Raw genomic sequence first — 14,386 nt, 5'->3', positions numbered from 1 at the left:
GGCAAACTATCGCCAGGCCGAGTTTCCGGCAACGGAGAATCGCCCCGCGCCCAAAAATGCCACGGCCAGAGCGCCGATGAAGAAATACACCAGACTTTCAATTGCCCATGCGCCGGTTTTATCCAGTGACCAGGTTTCACCCATCCCGACCATCAGCCATGCCACCACCATCGTAAACGCCAGCCCCAACGCCGCCGGACGCGTCAGGATCCCAAGAATAATCAGACACGGTGCCACAACCTCTCCCAGCAGAACGCCATACGCAATAAAGCCGGGGAAACCTTTCGCTATCAGCATGCCACCGATGCCATCAATACCCGCGAACAGTTTATGCAGCCCATGAAACAGCATTAATCCCCCCACGGCAATACGTAACAAAAACTTGCCAAAATCTTCATGAGTCAGTACCCGGTTAACTGTATTTAATAGTTTTATAACCATTTGAATTTATTCCTTGTTTCACCATGTCCAATAACAAACTACGCTTAATACAGGCTTAATGAAACCTGCCGGAAATAAGAGGTAATGATAAGCATAACTATTATCTTCATCTAAACTTGTAACCGGTATCACATTAAAGGAGAAGGAAAACCATGAAACAAACGGTTGCCGCTTTTATTGCTAAAACACTTGAACAAGCTGGCGTTAAACGCATTTGGGGTGTGACGGGTGACTCGCTAAATGGCCTTAGTGACAGTCTGAATCGTATGGGAACGATTGACTGGATGCCAACCCGTCATGAAGAGGTTGCGGCCTTCGCCGCGGGCGCTGAAGCGCAGTTGACGGGAGAACTGGCCGTCTGCGCTGGCTCGTGTGGACCAGGCAACCTGCACCTGATTAACGGCCTGTTTGATTGCCACCGCAACCACGTCCCGGTACTGGCAATTGCCGCACACATTCCATCCAGTGAGATAGGCAGCGGTTATTTTCAGGAGACCCACCCGCAAGAGTTGTTTCGCGAATGTAGCCACTATTGCGAGCTGGTTTCCAGCCCTGAACAGATCCCACAGGTGCTGGCAATTGCCATGCGTAAAGCGGTGCTCAACCGCGGCGTCTCCGTGGTGGTATTACCCGGCGACGTCGCGCTGAAGCCAGCACCTGAAAGCGCCAGCACTCACTGGTATCATGCGCCGCTCCCGGTGGTCACTCCGGAAGAAGAAGAGCTCAGAAAACTAGCGCAACTGCTACGCTACTCCAGTAATATCGCCCTGATGTGTGGCAGTGGCTGCGCCGGTGCGCATAAAGAACTGGTTGAGTTTGCAGCTAAAATAAAAGCGCCGATTGTGCACGCCCTGCGTGGTAAAGAGCATGTTGAGTACGACAACCCTTACGACGTTGGCATGACCGGGCTGATCGGCTTTTCATCCGGCTTCCATACCATGATGAATGCCGACACGCTGATCCTGCTAGGTACCCAATTCCCCTATCGCCCGTTCTACCCCACCGACGCCAAGATTATTCAGATCGATATCAATCCGGCGAGCATTGGCGCGCACAGTAAAGTTGATATGGCGCTGGTAGGCGATATTAAATCCACACTCCGCACCCTGCTGCCGCTGGTGGAAGAAAAAACCGATCGGCAGTTCCTGGATAAAGCGCTGGAACACTATCGTGAGGCGCGTAAAGGGCTGGATGATTTAGCCAAACCCAGCGATAAAGCCATTCATCCGCAGTATCTGGCGCAGCAGATCAGCCATTTTGCCGCTGACGACGCCATCTTCACCTGCGACGTTGGCACGCCAACGGTGTGGGCGGCACGTTATCTGAAAATGAACGGTAAACGCCGTCTGATCGGTTCGTTTAACCACGGGTCGATGGCCAATGCCATGCCGCAGGCGCTCGGCGCGCAAGCGACCGAACCGGGACGTCAGGTTGTCGCAATGTGCGGTGACGGCGGTTTTAGCATGCTGATGGGCGACTTTCTGTCGGTTGTGCAAATGAAGCTGCCGGTGAAGATTATTGTCTTCAACAACAGCGTGTTGGGGTTTGTGGCGATGGAGATGAAAGCTGGCGGTTATCTGACCGACGGCACCGAACTGCACGATACAAATTTCGCACGGATTGCCGAGGCTTGCGGCATTACGGGCATTCGCGTGGAGAAATCCTCAGAGGTTGATGAAGCGCTGCAAAGGGCGATGTCGATTGACGGTCCGGTGCTGGTCGATGTGGTCGTCGCGAAAGAAGAACTGGCGATCCCGCCGCAGATCAAACTCGAACAAGCTAAAGGTTTTAGCCTGTATATGCTGCGCGCAATCATCAGCGGGCGCGGTGATGAAGTGATCGAACTGGCGAAAACTAACTGGCTCAGGTAAAACAGAGGGCATTACCTCACTTAAAAAGGAATGCCCGTGATTGATTTACGCAGTGATACCGTCACCCGGCCAAGTCGCGCCATGCTCGAAGAGATGATGGCCGCCCCGGTCGGGGACGACGTCTACGGTGATGACCCTACCGTTAATGCCCTCCAGCAATACGCAGCCGAGCTTGCTGGCAAAGAAGCCGCAATTTTCTTACCCACAGGCACTCAGGCGAACCTGGTGGCTCTCCTCAGCCATTGTCAGCGCGGCGAAGAGTATATCGCCGGTCAGGGCGCACATAACTATCTCTACGAAGCGGGTGGCGCAGCGGTGCTCGGCAGCATTCAACCGCAACCTATCGACGCCATGCCGGATGGCTCTTTGCCGCTGGACAAAGTGGCGGCAAAAATCAAAGCGGACGATATCCATTTTGCCCGCACGCGTCTGCTTAGCCTGGAAAACACCCACAACGGCAAAGTGCTACCACGCGAGTATCTGAAAGAGGCCTGGGAATTTACCCGTGAGCGCAATCTTGCGCTGCATGTCGACGGCGCACGTATTTTTAACGCCATCGTCGCCTATGGCTGTGAGTTAAAAGATGTCACGCAATACTGCGATTCGTTCACCATTTGTCTCTCCAAAGGTTTAGGAACGCCGGTAGGCTCACTGCTGGTCGGCAGCCACGAGTACATCAAGCGCGCCATTCGCTGGCGTAAAATGACCGGCGGCGGAATGCGTCAGGCCGGTATTCTGGCGGCGGCCGGACTGTATGCGCTGAAAAATAACGTGTCGCGTTTACAAGAAGACCATGACAACGCCGCCTGGATGGCGGAACAACTGCGCGAAGCAGGAGCGGACGTCATGCGCCACGACACCAACATGCTGTTTGTCCGCGTTGGCGAAGAACACGCTGCGGCACTGGGCGAGTACATGAAAGCGCAAGGCGTGCTGATTAACGCCTCGCCGATTGTGCGTCTGGTGATGCATCTGGACGTATCGCGTGAACAGCTTGCTGAAGTCGTCGCCCACTGGCGCGCTTTTTTAACCCGCTAAGGAGATGGGCGTGCCGCAACGGATTTTGGTTCTTGGCGCCAGTGGCTACATTGGTCAGCATCTGGTACAGGCGCTCAGTCAGCAAGGGCATCAGGTGCTGGCTGCGGCACGCCGCATCGAGCGGCTGGAAAAGCAGCAGTTGGCCAACGTCAGTTGCCATAAGGTCGATTTGAATTGGCCAGATAACCTAACGCCGCTGCTGACCGGCGTTGATACGGTCTATTACCTGGTCCATGGCATGGGAGAAGGCGGTGATTTTATCGCCCATGAGCGCCAGGTAGCAATGAACGTGCGCGATGCGCTACGTGATACGCCAGTCAAACAGCTTATTTTCCTGAGCTCATTACAGGCTCCCCGGCATGAACAATCCGATCATCTGCGTGCGCGACAGATAACCGCGGACACCCTGCGCGAATCAGGCGTGCCAATGACCGAATTACGCGCTGGTATTATCGTAGGGGCAGGTTCTGCCGCCTTTGAAGTGATGCGCGACATGGTCTACAACCTGCCGGTACTCACCCCTCCGCGCTGGGTGCGCTCGCGTACCACGCCTATCGCGCTGGAGAATTTAATGTACTACCTGGTGGCGTTGTTGGACCATCCTACACGCCAACACCGCGTGCTCGAAGCCGCCGGGCCGCAGGTATTGAGCTATCAGGAGCAGTTCGAGCATTTTATGGCGGTCAGCGGTAAACATCGCCTGCTCATCCCTGTCCCCTTTCCTACCCGCTGGATTTCGGTCTGGTTTTTGAACGTCATAACGTCAGTGCCGCCGACCACGGCAAAAGCGCTGATACAGGGGTTAAAACACGACCTGCTGGCCGATGACACCGAATTACGCACCCTGATCCCGCAAAAGCTGATTGCCTTTGATGACGCGGTGCGCAGCACGTTGAAAGAAGAAGAAAAGCTGGTCAATTCCAGCGACTGGGGTTACGACGCGCAGGCATTTGCCCGCTGGCGCCCCGAATATGGCTATTTCGCTAAACAAGCTGGCTTTAGCGTTGAAACTTCCGCCAGTCGGCAGGCGCTGTGGCAGGTGGTGAATCGCCTCGGCGGCAAAGAAGGCTATTTCTTTGGCAATATTTTATGGAAAACGCGTGCGGCGTTGGACCTGCTGGTCGGCCATAAGCTGGCGAAAGGCAGACCGCAACACTCTCTGTTGCAGGTTGGCGATACCGTTGATAGCTGGAAAGTTATCATCGTTGAGCCAGAAAAACAGCTGACGCTGCTGTTTGGGATGAAAGCGCCAGGATTGGGTCGACTGAGCTTCACGCTGGAAGATAAAGGCGACCACCGACGCATTGATGTCCGCGCCTGGTGGCATCCGCACGGCATGCCAGGCCTCTTCTATTGGCTGCTGATGATCCCGGCGCATCTGTTCATTTTCAGAGGGATGGCGAAGCGTATTGCTAAACTTGCAGAACAAATCACAGACTCATGATAAAAAGAGCCTGTATTCTTTCATGTTTCCCATTGCATACAGACGAAATTCACGGAAGAATGCGCACGACGTTTTTTAAACACAGTGGATTGATATGAAGGTACTGGTTACCGGAGCCACCAGCGGCTTAGGCCGAAACGCGGTTGAGTTTTTATGCAGCAAAGGCGTCAGCGTCAGAGCTACCGGTCGCAACGAAGCGATGGGCAAGCTGCTGGAGAAAATGGGCGCAGAGTTTGTGCATGCCGATTTGACCGAGCTGGTCTCTTCGCAGGCAAAAGTGATGCTCGCCGGTATCGATACGCTGTGGCACTGCTCCAGTTTTACCTCACCATGGGGAACTCAGGAAGCTTTCGATCTGGCCAACGTTCGCGCAACCCGCCGTCTGGGCGAGTGGGCCGTGGCCTGGGGCGTTCGTAACTTCATTCATATCTCATCACCGTCGCTCTATTTTGATTATCACCACCATCGGGATATCAAAGAGGACTTCCGCCCCCAACGCTTTGCCAATGAATTCGCCCGCAGTAAAGCGGCTGGCGAAGATGTGATTGCGTTGCTGACACAGGCCAACCCGCAGACCCGTTTTACGGTATTGCGTCCGCAAAGCTTGTTCGGACCACACGATAAAGTCTTTATCCCGCGCCTGGCCCATATGATGTACCACTACGGCAGCATCCTGTTGCCGCACGGCGGAAGTGCGCTGGTGGATATGACCTACTACGAGAATGCGGTGCACGCGATGTGGCTGGCAAGTCAGCAAGCCTGCGATAATCTGCCGTCGGGTCGCGCGTACAACATTACCAACGGCGAGCATCGCACCCTGCGCAGTATTGTGCAGAAACTCATCGACGAGCTAAATATTGATTGCCGCATCCGCTCCGTGCCCTACCCGATGCTGGACATGATTGCCCGCAGCATGGAGCGGCTAGGCAATAAATCCGCGAAAGAGCCAAAGCTTACGCATTACGGCGTCTCGAAGCTGAATTTTGACTTTACGCTGGATACCACCCGCGCTCAGGAAGAATTAGGTTATCAGCCCGTTGTGACGCTGGATGAAGGGATTGAGCGTACTGCGGCCTGGCTGCGTGACCACGGCAAGCTGCCGCGTTAACCCTGCCCGTATTTCTCCAGTAACGCTTCGGCAATCGCCTGAGTTTCTGCATCCGCCACGCCGTTCCACAACGTCGGGCGGAAGTGCATCTGGAAGGCCATAATCACCCGCCGCTGTTCACGCGGCGTCATTTCAGGTTTTACCTCATAACCATAGCGCGACAGCAGATCGAGCAATGATGAGGTTTCTACCGGTGTATCGGGCGCTCGCCCGGCAAGATAAAACGCCACCCGCTGAGCATCCGGCCACGCGCCAATTCCTTGCGCAGCCAGTTCTTCCCATGGAAACAGTGGACCTGGATCGTCCTTGCGCTGCGGTGCGACATCCGCATGGGCCACCACGTTCTGCGGTTTTATGTCATAGCGGGCAATAATATCTTTCGCCAAGGGGATTAACGCCTGAATTTGCGCGGGTTCAAACGGCGCAAAATACTTGCTGCCCGCCGATTTTTGCCAGCCACGGTTTTCCAGCTCAATGCCGATCGAAGTATCGTTAATTCGCGTAGCGCCGCGCCAAAAGCTAATCCCCGCATGCCAGGCCAGATCTTTTTCCGCTACCAGTTGCCAGATACGCGGTTTGCCGTGGTAGAGCGGCGGCACTGCCGGGATCAGATAGTGCGAGCTGACGTTTTTATCGGTCAGCGTAGCCAGAGAAGAGTCGAAATCATCGGCCGTGTAATGGATAACCAGCACTTTAATGCGCGGGTAAGCAGCCTGCGCCTGACGACGGGTATCTAACTGATACCCGTCTTTGTCGACAATCCCTTTTTCGCCAGCACATCCTACCAGCAGCAGCGTTAATGCCAGCAGAGACAGCAGACGCTTCATCGGCGAGTTTTCACCGCGGTGCCGCTGACGCTCACCATCAGCATGCTACCGTCTTTGCCTACGGTTTCGTAATCGATATCGATACCGACTACCGCATCAGCACCGAGCGCTTTTGCCTGTTCACCAAGCTCCTGAAAAGCAATCTCACGCGCTTTACGCAGCTCTTTTTCATACGCGCCGGAGCGACCGCCGACGATATCGCGAATGCCGGCGAAGAAATCGCGGAAGATATTCGCGCCTAAAATGGCTTCGCCAGTCACAACACCGCAGTATTCCACGATGCTCTGCCCTTCCAGCGTAGGGGTAGTCGAAAACTGCATGGTTAATCTCCTTTTTGCGCTAAGAGCACGATCTCAAAAGCATTATCGAACCGATCCACTATCATTGAAAGGATATATTCTTTACACAAAATAATTCGAGTTGCAGGAAGGCGGCAAGAGAGTGAATCCCCAGGAGCATAGATAACTATGTGACTGGGGTGAACGCACGTAGCCAACGCACAAGCAACTTGAAGTATGACATGTAAATCAACGTAGAACACTAATAGTAGAAAGCTAATAAGGAAATCATTATGCGCTACTCGAAACTCTCTCTGCTGGTTCCATGTGCACTACTTCTCAGCGCCTGTACTACCGTAACGCCGGCCTACAAAGATAACGGCACGCGTAGCGGCTCATGCGTAGAAGGCGGGCCAGACAGCGTGGCTCAACAATTCTATGATTACCGTATTCAGCACCGAAACAATGACATTACCCCCCTTCGTCCGTACCTCAGCGACAACCTGGCGAAACTGCTGAACGATGCCAGCCGTGATAACGCGCATCGCGATCTGTTTAACAGCGATCCGTTCTCTAGTCGCGCTACGTTACCGGACAGTGCCAGCGTCGCCAGCGCATCGACCATTCCGAATAGTGATGCACGCAACATTCCGCTGCGCGTAGAGCTTAAACAGGGTGACCAAAGCTGGCGTGATGAAGTGCTGATGATCCGCGAAGGCCAGTGCTGGGTAGTTGACGATGTCCGCTATCTGGGCGGCAGCGTACACGCGCCAGCCGGGACGCTGCGCCAGTCTGTCGAAAACCGCTAACCGCCCCATTCACCCGCCTGAATCATAACCCCCATAAATTGTCTGGCATTCTGCATAGAATGCCGACAATTATTCTTGCCCACTGGTGGCCCCGCTATTTTGTGCTATGTTTAGATAAGAATGCGGTTTGCATTTAACTTTTAACGCATAAATATTGCATAACTATTCTGTCAAAGGTAGTATCTGCGGCTTCAATAGCTATCAGACTGCCAGTATCGAGTGTCAATGAGTATTCAATTAAACGGCATTAACTGCTTCTACGGCGCACATCAGGCGCTGTTCGATATCACGCTGGATTGCCCTCAGGGTGAAACACTGGTGTTACTTGGCCCAAGTGGAGCCGGGAAAAGCTCGCTGCTGCGCGTACTCAACCTGCTTGAGATGCCGCGCTCGGGCACGCTCTCTATTGCGGGAAACCGTTTCGACTTCACGAAGACCCCATCAGACAAAGCCATTCGGGAGCTGCGTCAGAACGTGGGCATGGTCTTCCAGCAATACAACCTTTGGCCGCATCTCACGGTTGTGCAGAATCTGATTGAAGCGCCCTGCCGCGTACTGGGTCTGACAAAAGATCAAGCGCTGGCGCGTGCCGAAAAATTGCTGGAACGTCTGCGCCTGAAGCCGTACAGCGATCGCTACCCACTGCATCTCTCCGGTGGCCAGCAACAGCGTGTGGCCATTGCCCGCGCGTTGATGATGGAGCCGCAGGTGCTGCTGTTTGATGAACCTACCGCAGCGCTTGATCCGGAAATTACTGCCCAAATCGTCAGCATCATTCGTGAACTGGCGGAAACCAACATTACTCAGGTGATCGTCACCCACGAAGTGGAAGTTGCACGTAAAACGGCCAGCCGTGTGGTGTATATGGAAAACGGTCATATCGTCGAGTTTGGGGATGCGAGCTGCTTTGCCAACCCGCAAACCGAAGCGTTTAAAAACTATCTCTCTCACTAAGATTCGGGACAATACAATGAAAAAAGTTCTGATTGCCGCGCTAATCGCAGGTTTTAGCCTTTCCGCTACCGCAGCCCAAACCATCCGTTTCGCCACCGAAGCGTCTTATCCTCCGTTTGAATCTATTGATGCGAATAACAAAATCGTAGGGTTTGACGTTGATCTGGCGAATGCGCTGTGTAAAGAGATTGACGCGACCTGTACCTTCACCAATCAGGCCTTCGACAGCCTGATCCCGAGCCTGAAATTCCGTCGTTTTGACGCGGTGATGGCCGGTATGGACATCACGCCAGAGCGTGAAAAACAGGTTCTGTTCACCACCCCGTATTACGACAACTCTGCCCTGTTTGTTGGCCAACAGGGTAAATACACCAGCATTGACCAGCTGAAAGGCAAAAAAGTCGGTGTACAAAACGGTACTACGCACCAGAAATTCATCATGGATAAACATCCGGAAGTGACCACCGTACCGTATGACAGCTACCAGAATGCCAAACTCGATCTGCAAAATGGTCGTATTGACGGCGTATTTGGTGATACCGCAGTGGTGACCGAATGGCTGAAAGATAATCCAAAGCTGGCCGCAGTTGGCGACAAAGTGACGGATAAAGATTACTTCGGTACGGGTCTGGGCATCGCTGTGCGCCAGGGCAATACCGAGCTGCAGCAGAAATTTAACGCTGCGCTGGAAAAAGTGAAGAAAGATGGGACTTACGAGACCATCTACAACAAATGGTTCCAGAAGTAATACTTGATGAATGAATTTTTTCCTTTAGCAAGCGCCGCCGGGATGACCGTCGGCCTTGCCGTTTGTGCGCTGATTATTGGCCTCGCGCTCGCCATGTTTTTTGCCGTCTGGGAGTCAGTAAAATGGCGTCCGGTGGCATGGACGGGCTCAGCTCTGGTCACCATCCTGCGTGGTCTGCCGGAAATTCTGGTGGTTCTGTTCATCTATTTCGGCTCTTCACAGCTGCTGCTGACGCTGGCCGATGGCTTTACGATCAATCTCGGGTTTGTACAAATCCCGGTTCAGATGCAGATCGAAAACTTCGACGTCAGCCCGTTCCTGTGCGGTGTAATTGCGCTGTCATTGCTGTATGCGGCTTACGCGTCGCAAACGCTGCGTGGCGCGCTGAAGGCCGTACCACTCGGACAATGGGAATCAGGTCAGGCGTTGGGTTTGTCTAAAGCCGCGATCTTCTTCCGCCTGGTGATGCCGCAGATGTGGCGCCACGCTCTGCCGGGACTGGGTAACCAGTGGCTGGTATTGCTGAAAGATACCGCGCTGGTCAGCCTTATCAGCGTGAACGATCTGATGCTGCAAACCAAGAGCATTGCCACCCGTACCCAGGAGCCGTTTACCTGGTACATTGTGGCGGCGGCTATTTACCTGGTGATTACGCTGGTGAGTCAGTACATTCTCAAACGCATTGACCTGCGCGCGACACGATTTGAGCGGAGGCCAGGCTAATGCTTGAGTATTTACCTGAATTGTTAAAAGGGCTGCATACCAGCCTGACGCTGACGGTCGCCTCCATCGTGGTTGCTCTGGTGCTGGCGCTGGTTTTCACCGTCATCCTGACGCTAAAAACGCCGATTGTGGTCTGGTTGGTGCGCGCCTATATCACGTTGTTTACCGGTACTCCGCTGCTGGTGCAAATCTTCCTCATCTACTACGGGCCAGGGCAGTTCCCGACGCTACAGGAGTATCCGGTACTGTGGCACCTGCTCTCTGAACCGTGGCTGTGCGCCTTAATTGCGCTATCGTTAAACAGTGCGGCTTATACCACCCAGCTGTTCTACGGTGCCATCCGCGCAATCCCGGAAGGCCAGTGGCAGTCCTGTGGAGCGTTGGGGATGAGTAAGAAGGATACGCTGGCGATTCTGTTGCCGTACGCCTTTAAACGCGCCCTCTCCTCGTATTCCAACGAAGTGGTGCTGGTGTTTAAAAGTACCTCACTGGCATACACCATCACGCTGATGGAAGTCATGGGCTATAGTCAGCTGCTGTACGGTCGCACTTATGACGTCATGGTTTTCGGCGCGGCGGGTGTGATTTACCTGATCGTCAACGGTTTGCTGACGCTGATGATGCGCTTGATCGAACGTAAAGCGCTGGCGTTTGAACACCGGAATTAAATCGGTTTTTATGTCTGATGGCGCTACGCTTATCAGGCTACGATTCATCTTCCGTTGTACACTCTCCGGTGAATATGCATAAAGCCAAAATAAAAAAGACGGACAACAACCTAAATTGTCCGTCTTTTTTTATATCAGAGAAAATATTTAATCATTTTTATTGCATATAAATTCATTAAATGGCATTGTTAATTCACGCCGCAGACACGGTAAATAATCATAAGATTGACAGACGGGAGTTCCACCATGAAAAAGTTAGTACTGGCCGCATTACTTGCTACTTTCGCCGCAGGCGCCTCAGCTGCTGATAAAATTAGTTTCGGTGTATCAGCGACTTATCCGCCATTTGAGTCACTGGATGCAAGCAACAAAATTGTCGGTTTTGACATCGACCTGGCAACGGCACTGTGTAAACAAATGCAGGCTGACTGTACTTTCACCAATCATGCTTTTGATAGCTTGATTCCCGCGCTGAAATTCAAAAAATATGATGCGGTGATTTCCGGAATGGACATCACGCCTGAGCGTAGCAAGCAGGTGGCATTTACTCAGCCTTACTATGCAAACTCCGCGCTGGTGATTGCGAAAAAAGACACCTATAAAACCTTTGCCGACCTGAAAGGGAAACGCATTGGCATGGAAAACGGTACCACGCACCAGAAATACCTGCAGGACAAACACCCTGAAGTGAAAACCGTGGCCTACGACAGCTATCAGAATGCGATTATCGACCTGAAAAATGGTCGTATTGATGGCGTATTTGGCGATACCGCCGTGGTTAACGAGTGGCTGAAAACCAACCCGCAGTTAGGTGTAGCCACTGACAAAGTGACCGACCCACAATACTTCGGTACTGGTCTTGGCATTGCGGTTCGCCCGGATAACAAAGCCCTGCTGGAAAAACTGAATAGCGCGCTGGCCGCAATCAAAGCTGACGGCACGTACCAAAAAATCAGCGATCAGTGGTTCCCACAGTAACGTCCACCCAATCTGAAAAGCCGCATTCTGCGTAATGCGGTTCAGTTAACGCCTCTGTATCAGAAAGCATCACCTGTGTTGGTAGAAGTTATGAATATGCTATCTCACCGTAAGAGTTCCGTTCACCTCATGTGCATCGTTTCTCTGAAACACCGGTTCCTGTGAACGTGTAAAGGGCGTTCTCCGCCACGCCCTTTACACGTTCACGGGTATCTGCGCTTCAGAGAATTGCTACCGCCGAGGTGAACGGAACCCTGAGCAAGAATCACATGTTCCCCATAATGCTTAACTGAACAGTATTGCGCATCCTGCGGCTTTTTTTATCTCTTCGCCTTCGCTTTCAGTCAGTTCTTACGCCATAAACCCATTCCTGGCGTACACTTGTTAAAACGAAAAAAAGTGAGGCAAACGGATGATAGCGTTCCCTGCCAGTTTACTGATCCTCAATGGAAAAAGTGCTGATAATCTCCCCCTGCGTGATGTCATTGCAGAGCTACGCGATGAAGGCGTGGAAATCCATGTTCGCGTTACCTGGGAAAAAGGCGACGCCCAACGCTACGTTGATGAAGCTCGCCAGTTAGGCGTTGCAACGGTGATTGCCGGCGGCGGCGACGGCACAATTAACGAAGTCTCGACGGCGCTGATCCAGTCACAGGGCGGCAATATCCCGGCGCTCGGTATTTTACCGTTGGGAACGGCGAATGATTTTGCAACCAGCGTAGGCATACCCGACGCCCTTGATAAGGCGTTGAAACTGGCTATCGCCGGAAATGCGACTGATATCGATATGGTTCAGGTCAATGATAAAACCTGTTTTATCAATATGGCGACCGGCGGCTTCGGCACACGCATCACCAGCGAGACGCCAGAAAAACTCAAGGCCGCATTAGGTGGCGTATCGTACTTTATTCACGGATTAATGCGCATGGATACGCTCAAACCCGATATCTGCGACATTCGTGGGGAAGATTTTCACTGGCAGGGTAAGGCGCTGGTCATTGGTATCGGTAATGGTCGTCAGGCCGGTGGTGGGCAACAGCTTTGCCCGACGGCGCTGATCAACGATGGTCTGCTGCAACTGCGTATTTTTACCGGCGAGGAGCTACTGCCAGGGCTGCTTTCGGCGTTAACGCAATCCGAAGACAACCCTAACATCATCGAAGGCGCATCATCGTGGTTTGATATCCGCGCCCCGCATGAAATTACGTTTAATCTCGATGGCGAACCGCTTAGCGGACAAGAATTTCATATTGAAATCCTGCCCGCAGCGCTACGTTGCAGACTGCCGCCGGGTTGTCCGCTACTGCGTTAACACGACGACACCCCAACTGGAATCAGGCAATGGTGACTTTGCTGTCCAGATAAACATCCTGCACGGCGTTAATCAGCTTAACGCCGTCAGCCATGGTTTTCTTGAATGCTTTTCGTCCAAGAATCAGCCCCATGCCGCCAGCACGTTTGTTAATCACTGCCGTACGTACCGCATCGCTCAGATCGGTTTCGCCGCCAGCCGCACCGCCAGAGTTAATTAATCCGGCGCGCCCCATATAGCAGTTCGCCAGCTGATAACGCACCAGATCGATTGGGTTGTCGCTGGTCAGCTTGCTGTAAACGCGATCGTCGGTGTAGCCAAAGTTGACTGCTTTATACCCGCCGTTATTTTCCGCCATTTTCTGCTTAACGATATCCGCCCCGATAGTGGCTGCCAGATGGTTAGCCTGCCCGGTGAGATCGGCGGAAACATGGTAATCCACGCCATCTTTTTTAAACGCGGAGTTACGCAGATACGCCCATAGCACGGTGACCATCCCCAGTTCATGAGCACGCTCGAACGCCGCAGAAATCTCTTCAATCTGGCGACGGGACTCCTCTGAACCGAAATAGATGGTTGCCCCTACCGCAACCGCACCCATATTGAATGCCTGTTCTACGCTGGCATACAGCGTCTGGTCAAACGTATTGGGGTAGCTCAGCGTTTCATTGTGGTTAATTTTTACAAGAAACGGAATGCGGTGCGCGTAGCGACGGGAGACGGAAGCCAGCACGCCATAGGTCGATGCCACGCAATTACATCCTGCTTCGATAGCCAGTTCCACAATATTCTTCGGATCAAAGTACAGCGGGTTAGCCGCGAACGATGCCCCCGCGGAGTGTTCCACGCCCTGATCCACCGGTAGAATCGACAGATAACCTGTCCCGGCCAGTCGGCCCGTGTTATACAGCGTTTGCATATTACGCAGCACCGCTGGCGGACGGTTGTTATCCACCATCACGCGATCGACGTAATCATGTCCAGGCAGGTAAAGTTGGTCAGAAGGAATGGTCATACAACGATGCTGTAAAAGGTTGTCGGCATCTTTGCCAAGCAACTGCGCAATATCAGTCATAGCTATGCTCCCGTAAGTTCCGATTTGAAACCGGAATGTGGATTGTCCTGACCCGCTTTGTTGCGGGCAGCAATAAGCCTGGTACCGACTGCGTTTTTTTTCCATCTTTAGC

The 14,386-nt window shown here is 53.0% G+C and carries 15 protein-coding genes; 11 read left to right on the top strand and 4 right to left on the bottom strand.

Annotated features, from left to right (window positions below; genetic code table 11):
* Nucleotides 1-6 precede the first annotated feature (6 nt).
* Complete coding sequence (locus HV334_RS09325) at nt 7-441, bottom strand: DoxX family protein (RefSeq protein WP_047501022.1); 435 nt, start codon at nt 439-441, stop codon at nt 7-9.
* 152 nt (nt 442-593) lie between these two features.
* On the opposite strand from HV334_RS09325, the gene poxB reads away from it, so the two are divergent.
* From poxB to HV334_RS09305, 4 genes are all read left to right on the top strand, one after another.
* Nucleotides 594-2,312 carry a ubiquinone-dependent pyruvate dehydrogenase gene (poxB, locus tag HV334_RS09320; protein ID WP_016156946.1) on the top strand — a complete coding sequence of 573 codons (1,719 nt, stop codon included), beginning with the start codon at nt 594-596 and terminating at the stop codon, nt 2,310-2,312.
* Between the two features lie 36 nt (nt 2,313-2,348).
* Nucleotides 2,349-3,350 carry a low-specificity L-threonine aldolase gene (gene ltaE / locus HV334_RS09315; protein WP_016153662.1) on the top strand — a complete coding sequence of 334 codons (1,002 nt, stop codon included), beginning with the start codon at nt 2,349-2,351 and terminating at the stop codon, nt 3,348-3,350.
* A 10-nt stretch (nt 3,351-3,360) separates the two neighbouring features.
* A complete protein-coding gene (locus HV334_RS09310) occupies nt 3,361-4,794 on the top strand; it encodes an SDR family oxidoreductase (RefSeq protein ID WP_016156947.1) in 1,434 nt (477 codons plus the stop codon).
* A gap of 94 nt (nt 4,795-4,888) precedes the next feature.
* Entirely contained in the window at nt 4,889-5,902 is a 1,014-nt protein-coding gene (locus HV334_RS09305; protein WP_016153664.1) for an NAD(P)-dependent oxidoreductase, read from the top strand.
* On the opposite strand, the gene HV334_RS09300 is transcribed toward HV334_RS09305, so the two are convergent.
* Both HV334_RS09300 and HV334_RS09295 read right to left on the bottom strand, forming a co-directional pair.
* Nucleotides 5,899-6,729 (bottom strand): N-acetylmuramoyl-L-alanine amidase, encoded by an 831-nt coding sequence (locus HV334_RS09300; RefSeq protein ID WP_016153665.1) that lies wholly within the window; start codon nt 6,727-6,729, stop codon nt 5,899-5,901. The genes HV334_RS09305 and HV334_RS09300 overlap by 4 nt on opposite strands.
* On the bottom strand, nt 6,726-7,049 hold the full coding sequence (locus HV334_RS09295; RefSeq protein ID WP_001160725.1) for a heavy metal-binding domain-containing protein: 324 nt from the start codon (nt 7,047-7,049) through the stop codon (nt 6,726-6,728). The genes HV334_RS09300 and HV334_RS09295 overlap by 4 nt, the downstream gene beginning before the upstream one ends.
* Before the next feature lie 251 nt (nt 7,050-7,300).
* Between HV334_RS09295 and HV334_RS09290 the strand changes: the two genes are divergently transcribed.
* The 7 genes from HV334_RS09290 to yegS all read left to right on the top strand — a co-directional run bounded on the left by HV334_RS09290 (nt 7,301) and on the right by yegS (nt 13,199).
* Nucleotides 7,301-7,816 carry a lipoprotein gene (locus HV334_RS09290; protein ID WP_016153666.1) on the top strand — a complete coding sequence of 172 codons (516 nt, stop codon included), beginning with the start codon at nt 7,301-7,303 and terminating at the stop codon, nt 7,814-7,816.
* Between the two features lie 225 nt (nt 7,817-8,041).
* On the top strand, nt 8,042-8,770 hold the full coding sequence (artP, locus tag HV334_RS09285; RefSeq protein WP_016156950.1) for an arginine ABC transporter ATP-binding protein ArtP: 729 nt from the start codon (nt 8,042-8,044) through the stop codon (nt 8,768-8,770).
* Between the two features lie 16 nt (nt 8,771-8,786).
* Nucleotides 8,787-9,518 carry an arginine ABC transporter substrate-binding protein ArtI gene (artI, locus tag HV334_RS09280; protein WP_003027298.1) on the top strand — a complete coding sequence of 244 codons (732 nt, stop codon included), beginning with the start codon at nt 8,787-8,789 and terminating at the stop codon, nt 9,516-9,518.
* Nucleotides 9,519-9,524: 6 nt separating this feature from the next.
* Entirely contained in the window at nt 9,525-10,241 is a 717-nt protein-coding gene (gene artQ / locus HV334_RS09275) for an arginine ABC transporter permease ArtQ (RefSeq protein ID WP_016153668.1), read from the top strand.
* Nucleotides 10,241-10,909, top strand: coding sequence for an arginine ABC transporter permease ArtM (artM, locus tag HV334_RS09270; protein ID WP_016153669.1), 669 nt, complete (start codon nt 10,241-10,243; stop codon nt 10,907-10,909). Before artQ ends, artM begins: the two co-directional genes overlap by 1 nt.
* A 246-nt stretch (nt 10,910-11,155) precedes the next feature.
* A complete protein-coding gene (gene artJ / locus HV334_RS09265; RefSeq protein ID WP_016153670.1) occupies nt 11,156-11,887 on the top strand; it encodes an arginine ABC transporter substrate-binding protein ArtJ in 732 nt (243 codons plus the stop codon).
* A 412-nt stretch (nt 11,888-12,299) separates the two neighbouring features.
* Nucleotides 12,300-13,199, top strand: a complete 900-nt coding sequence (yegS, locus tag HV334_RS09260; RefSeq protein WP_046275436.1) for a lipid kinase YegS — start codon at nt 12,300-12,302, stop codon at nt 13,197-13,199.
* A 22-nt stretch (nt 13,200-13,221) separates the two neighbouring features.
* Here yegS and fbaB read toward each other — a convergent pair whose 3' ends face one another.
* The gene (gene fbaB, locus HV334_RS09255; protein ID WP_016153672.1) at nt 13,222-14,274 is read right to left on the bottom strand and encodes a class I fructose-bisphosphate aldolase; all 1,053 of its coding nucleotides are present in this window, start codon (nt 14,272-14,274) and stop codon (nt 13,222-13,224) included.
* Nucleotides 14,275-14,386: the final 112 nt, after the last annotated feature.

It is taken from the genome of Citrobacter sp. RHBSTW-00944, assembly GCF_013615435.1.
Classification (GTDB): domain Bacteria; phylum Pseudomonadota; class Gammaproteobacteria; order Enterobacterales; family Enterobacteriaceae; genus Citrobacter; species Citrobacter braakii.
This window is presented reverse-complemented; position numbering and strand designations above follow the sequence as displayed.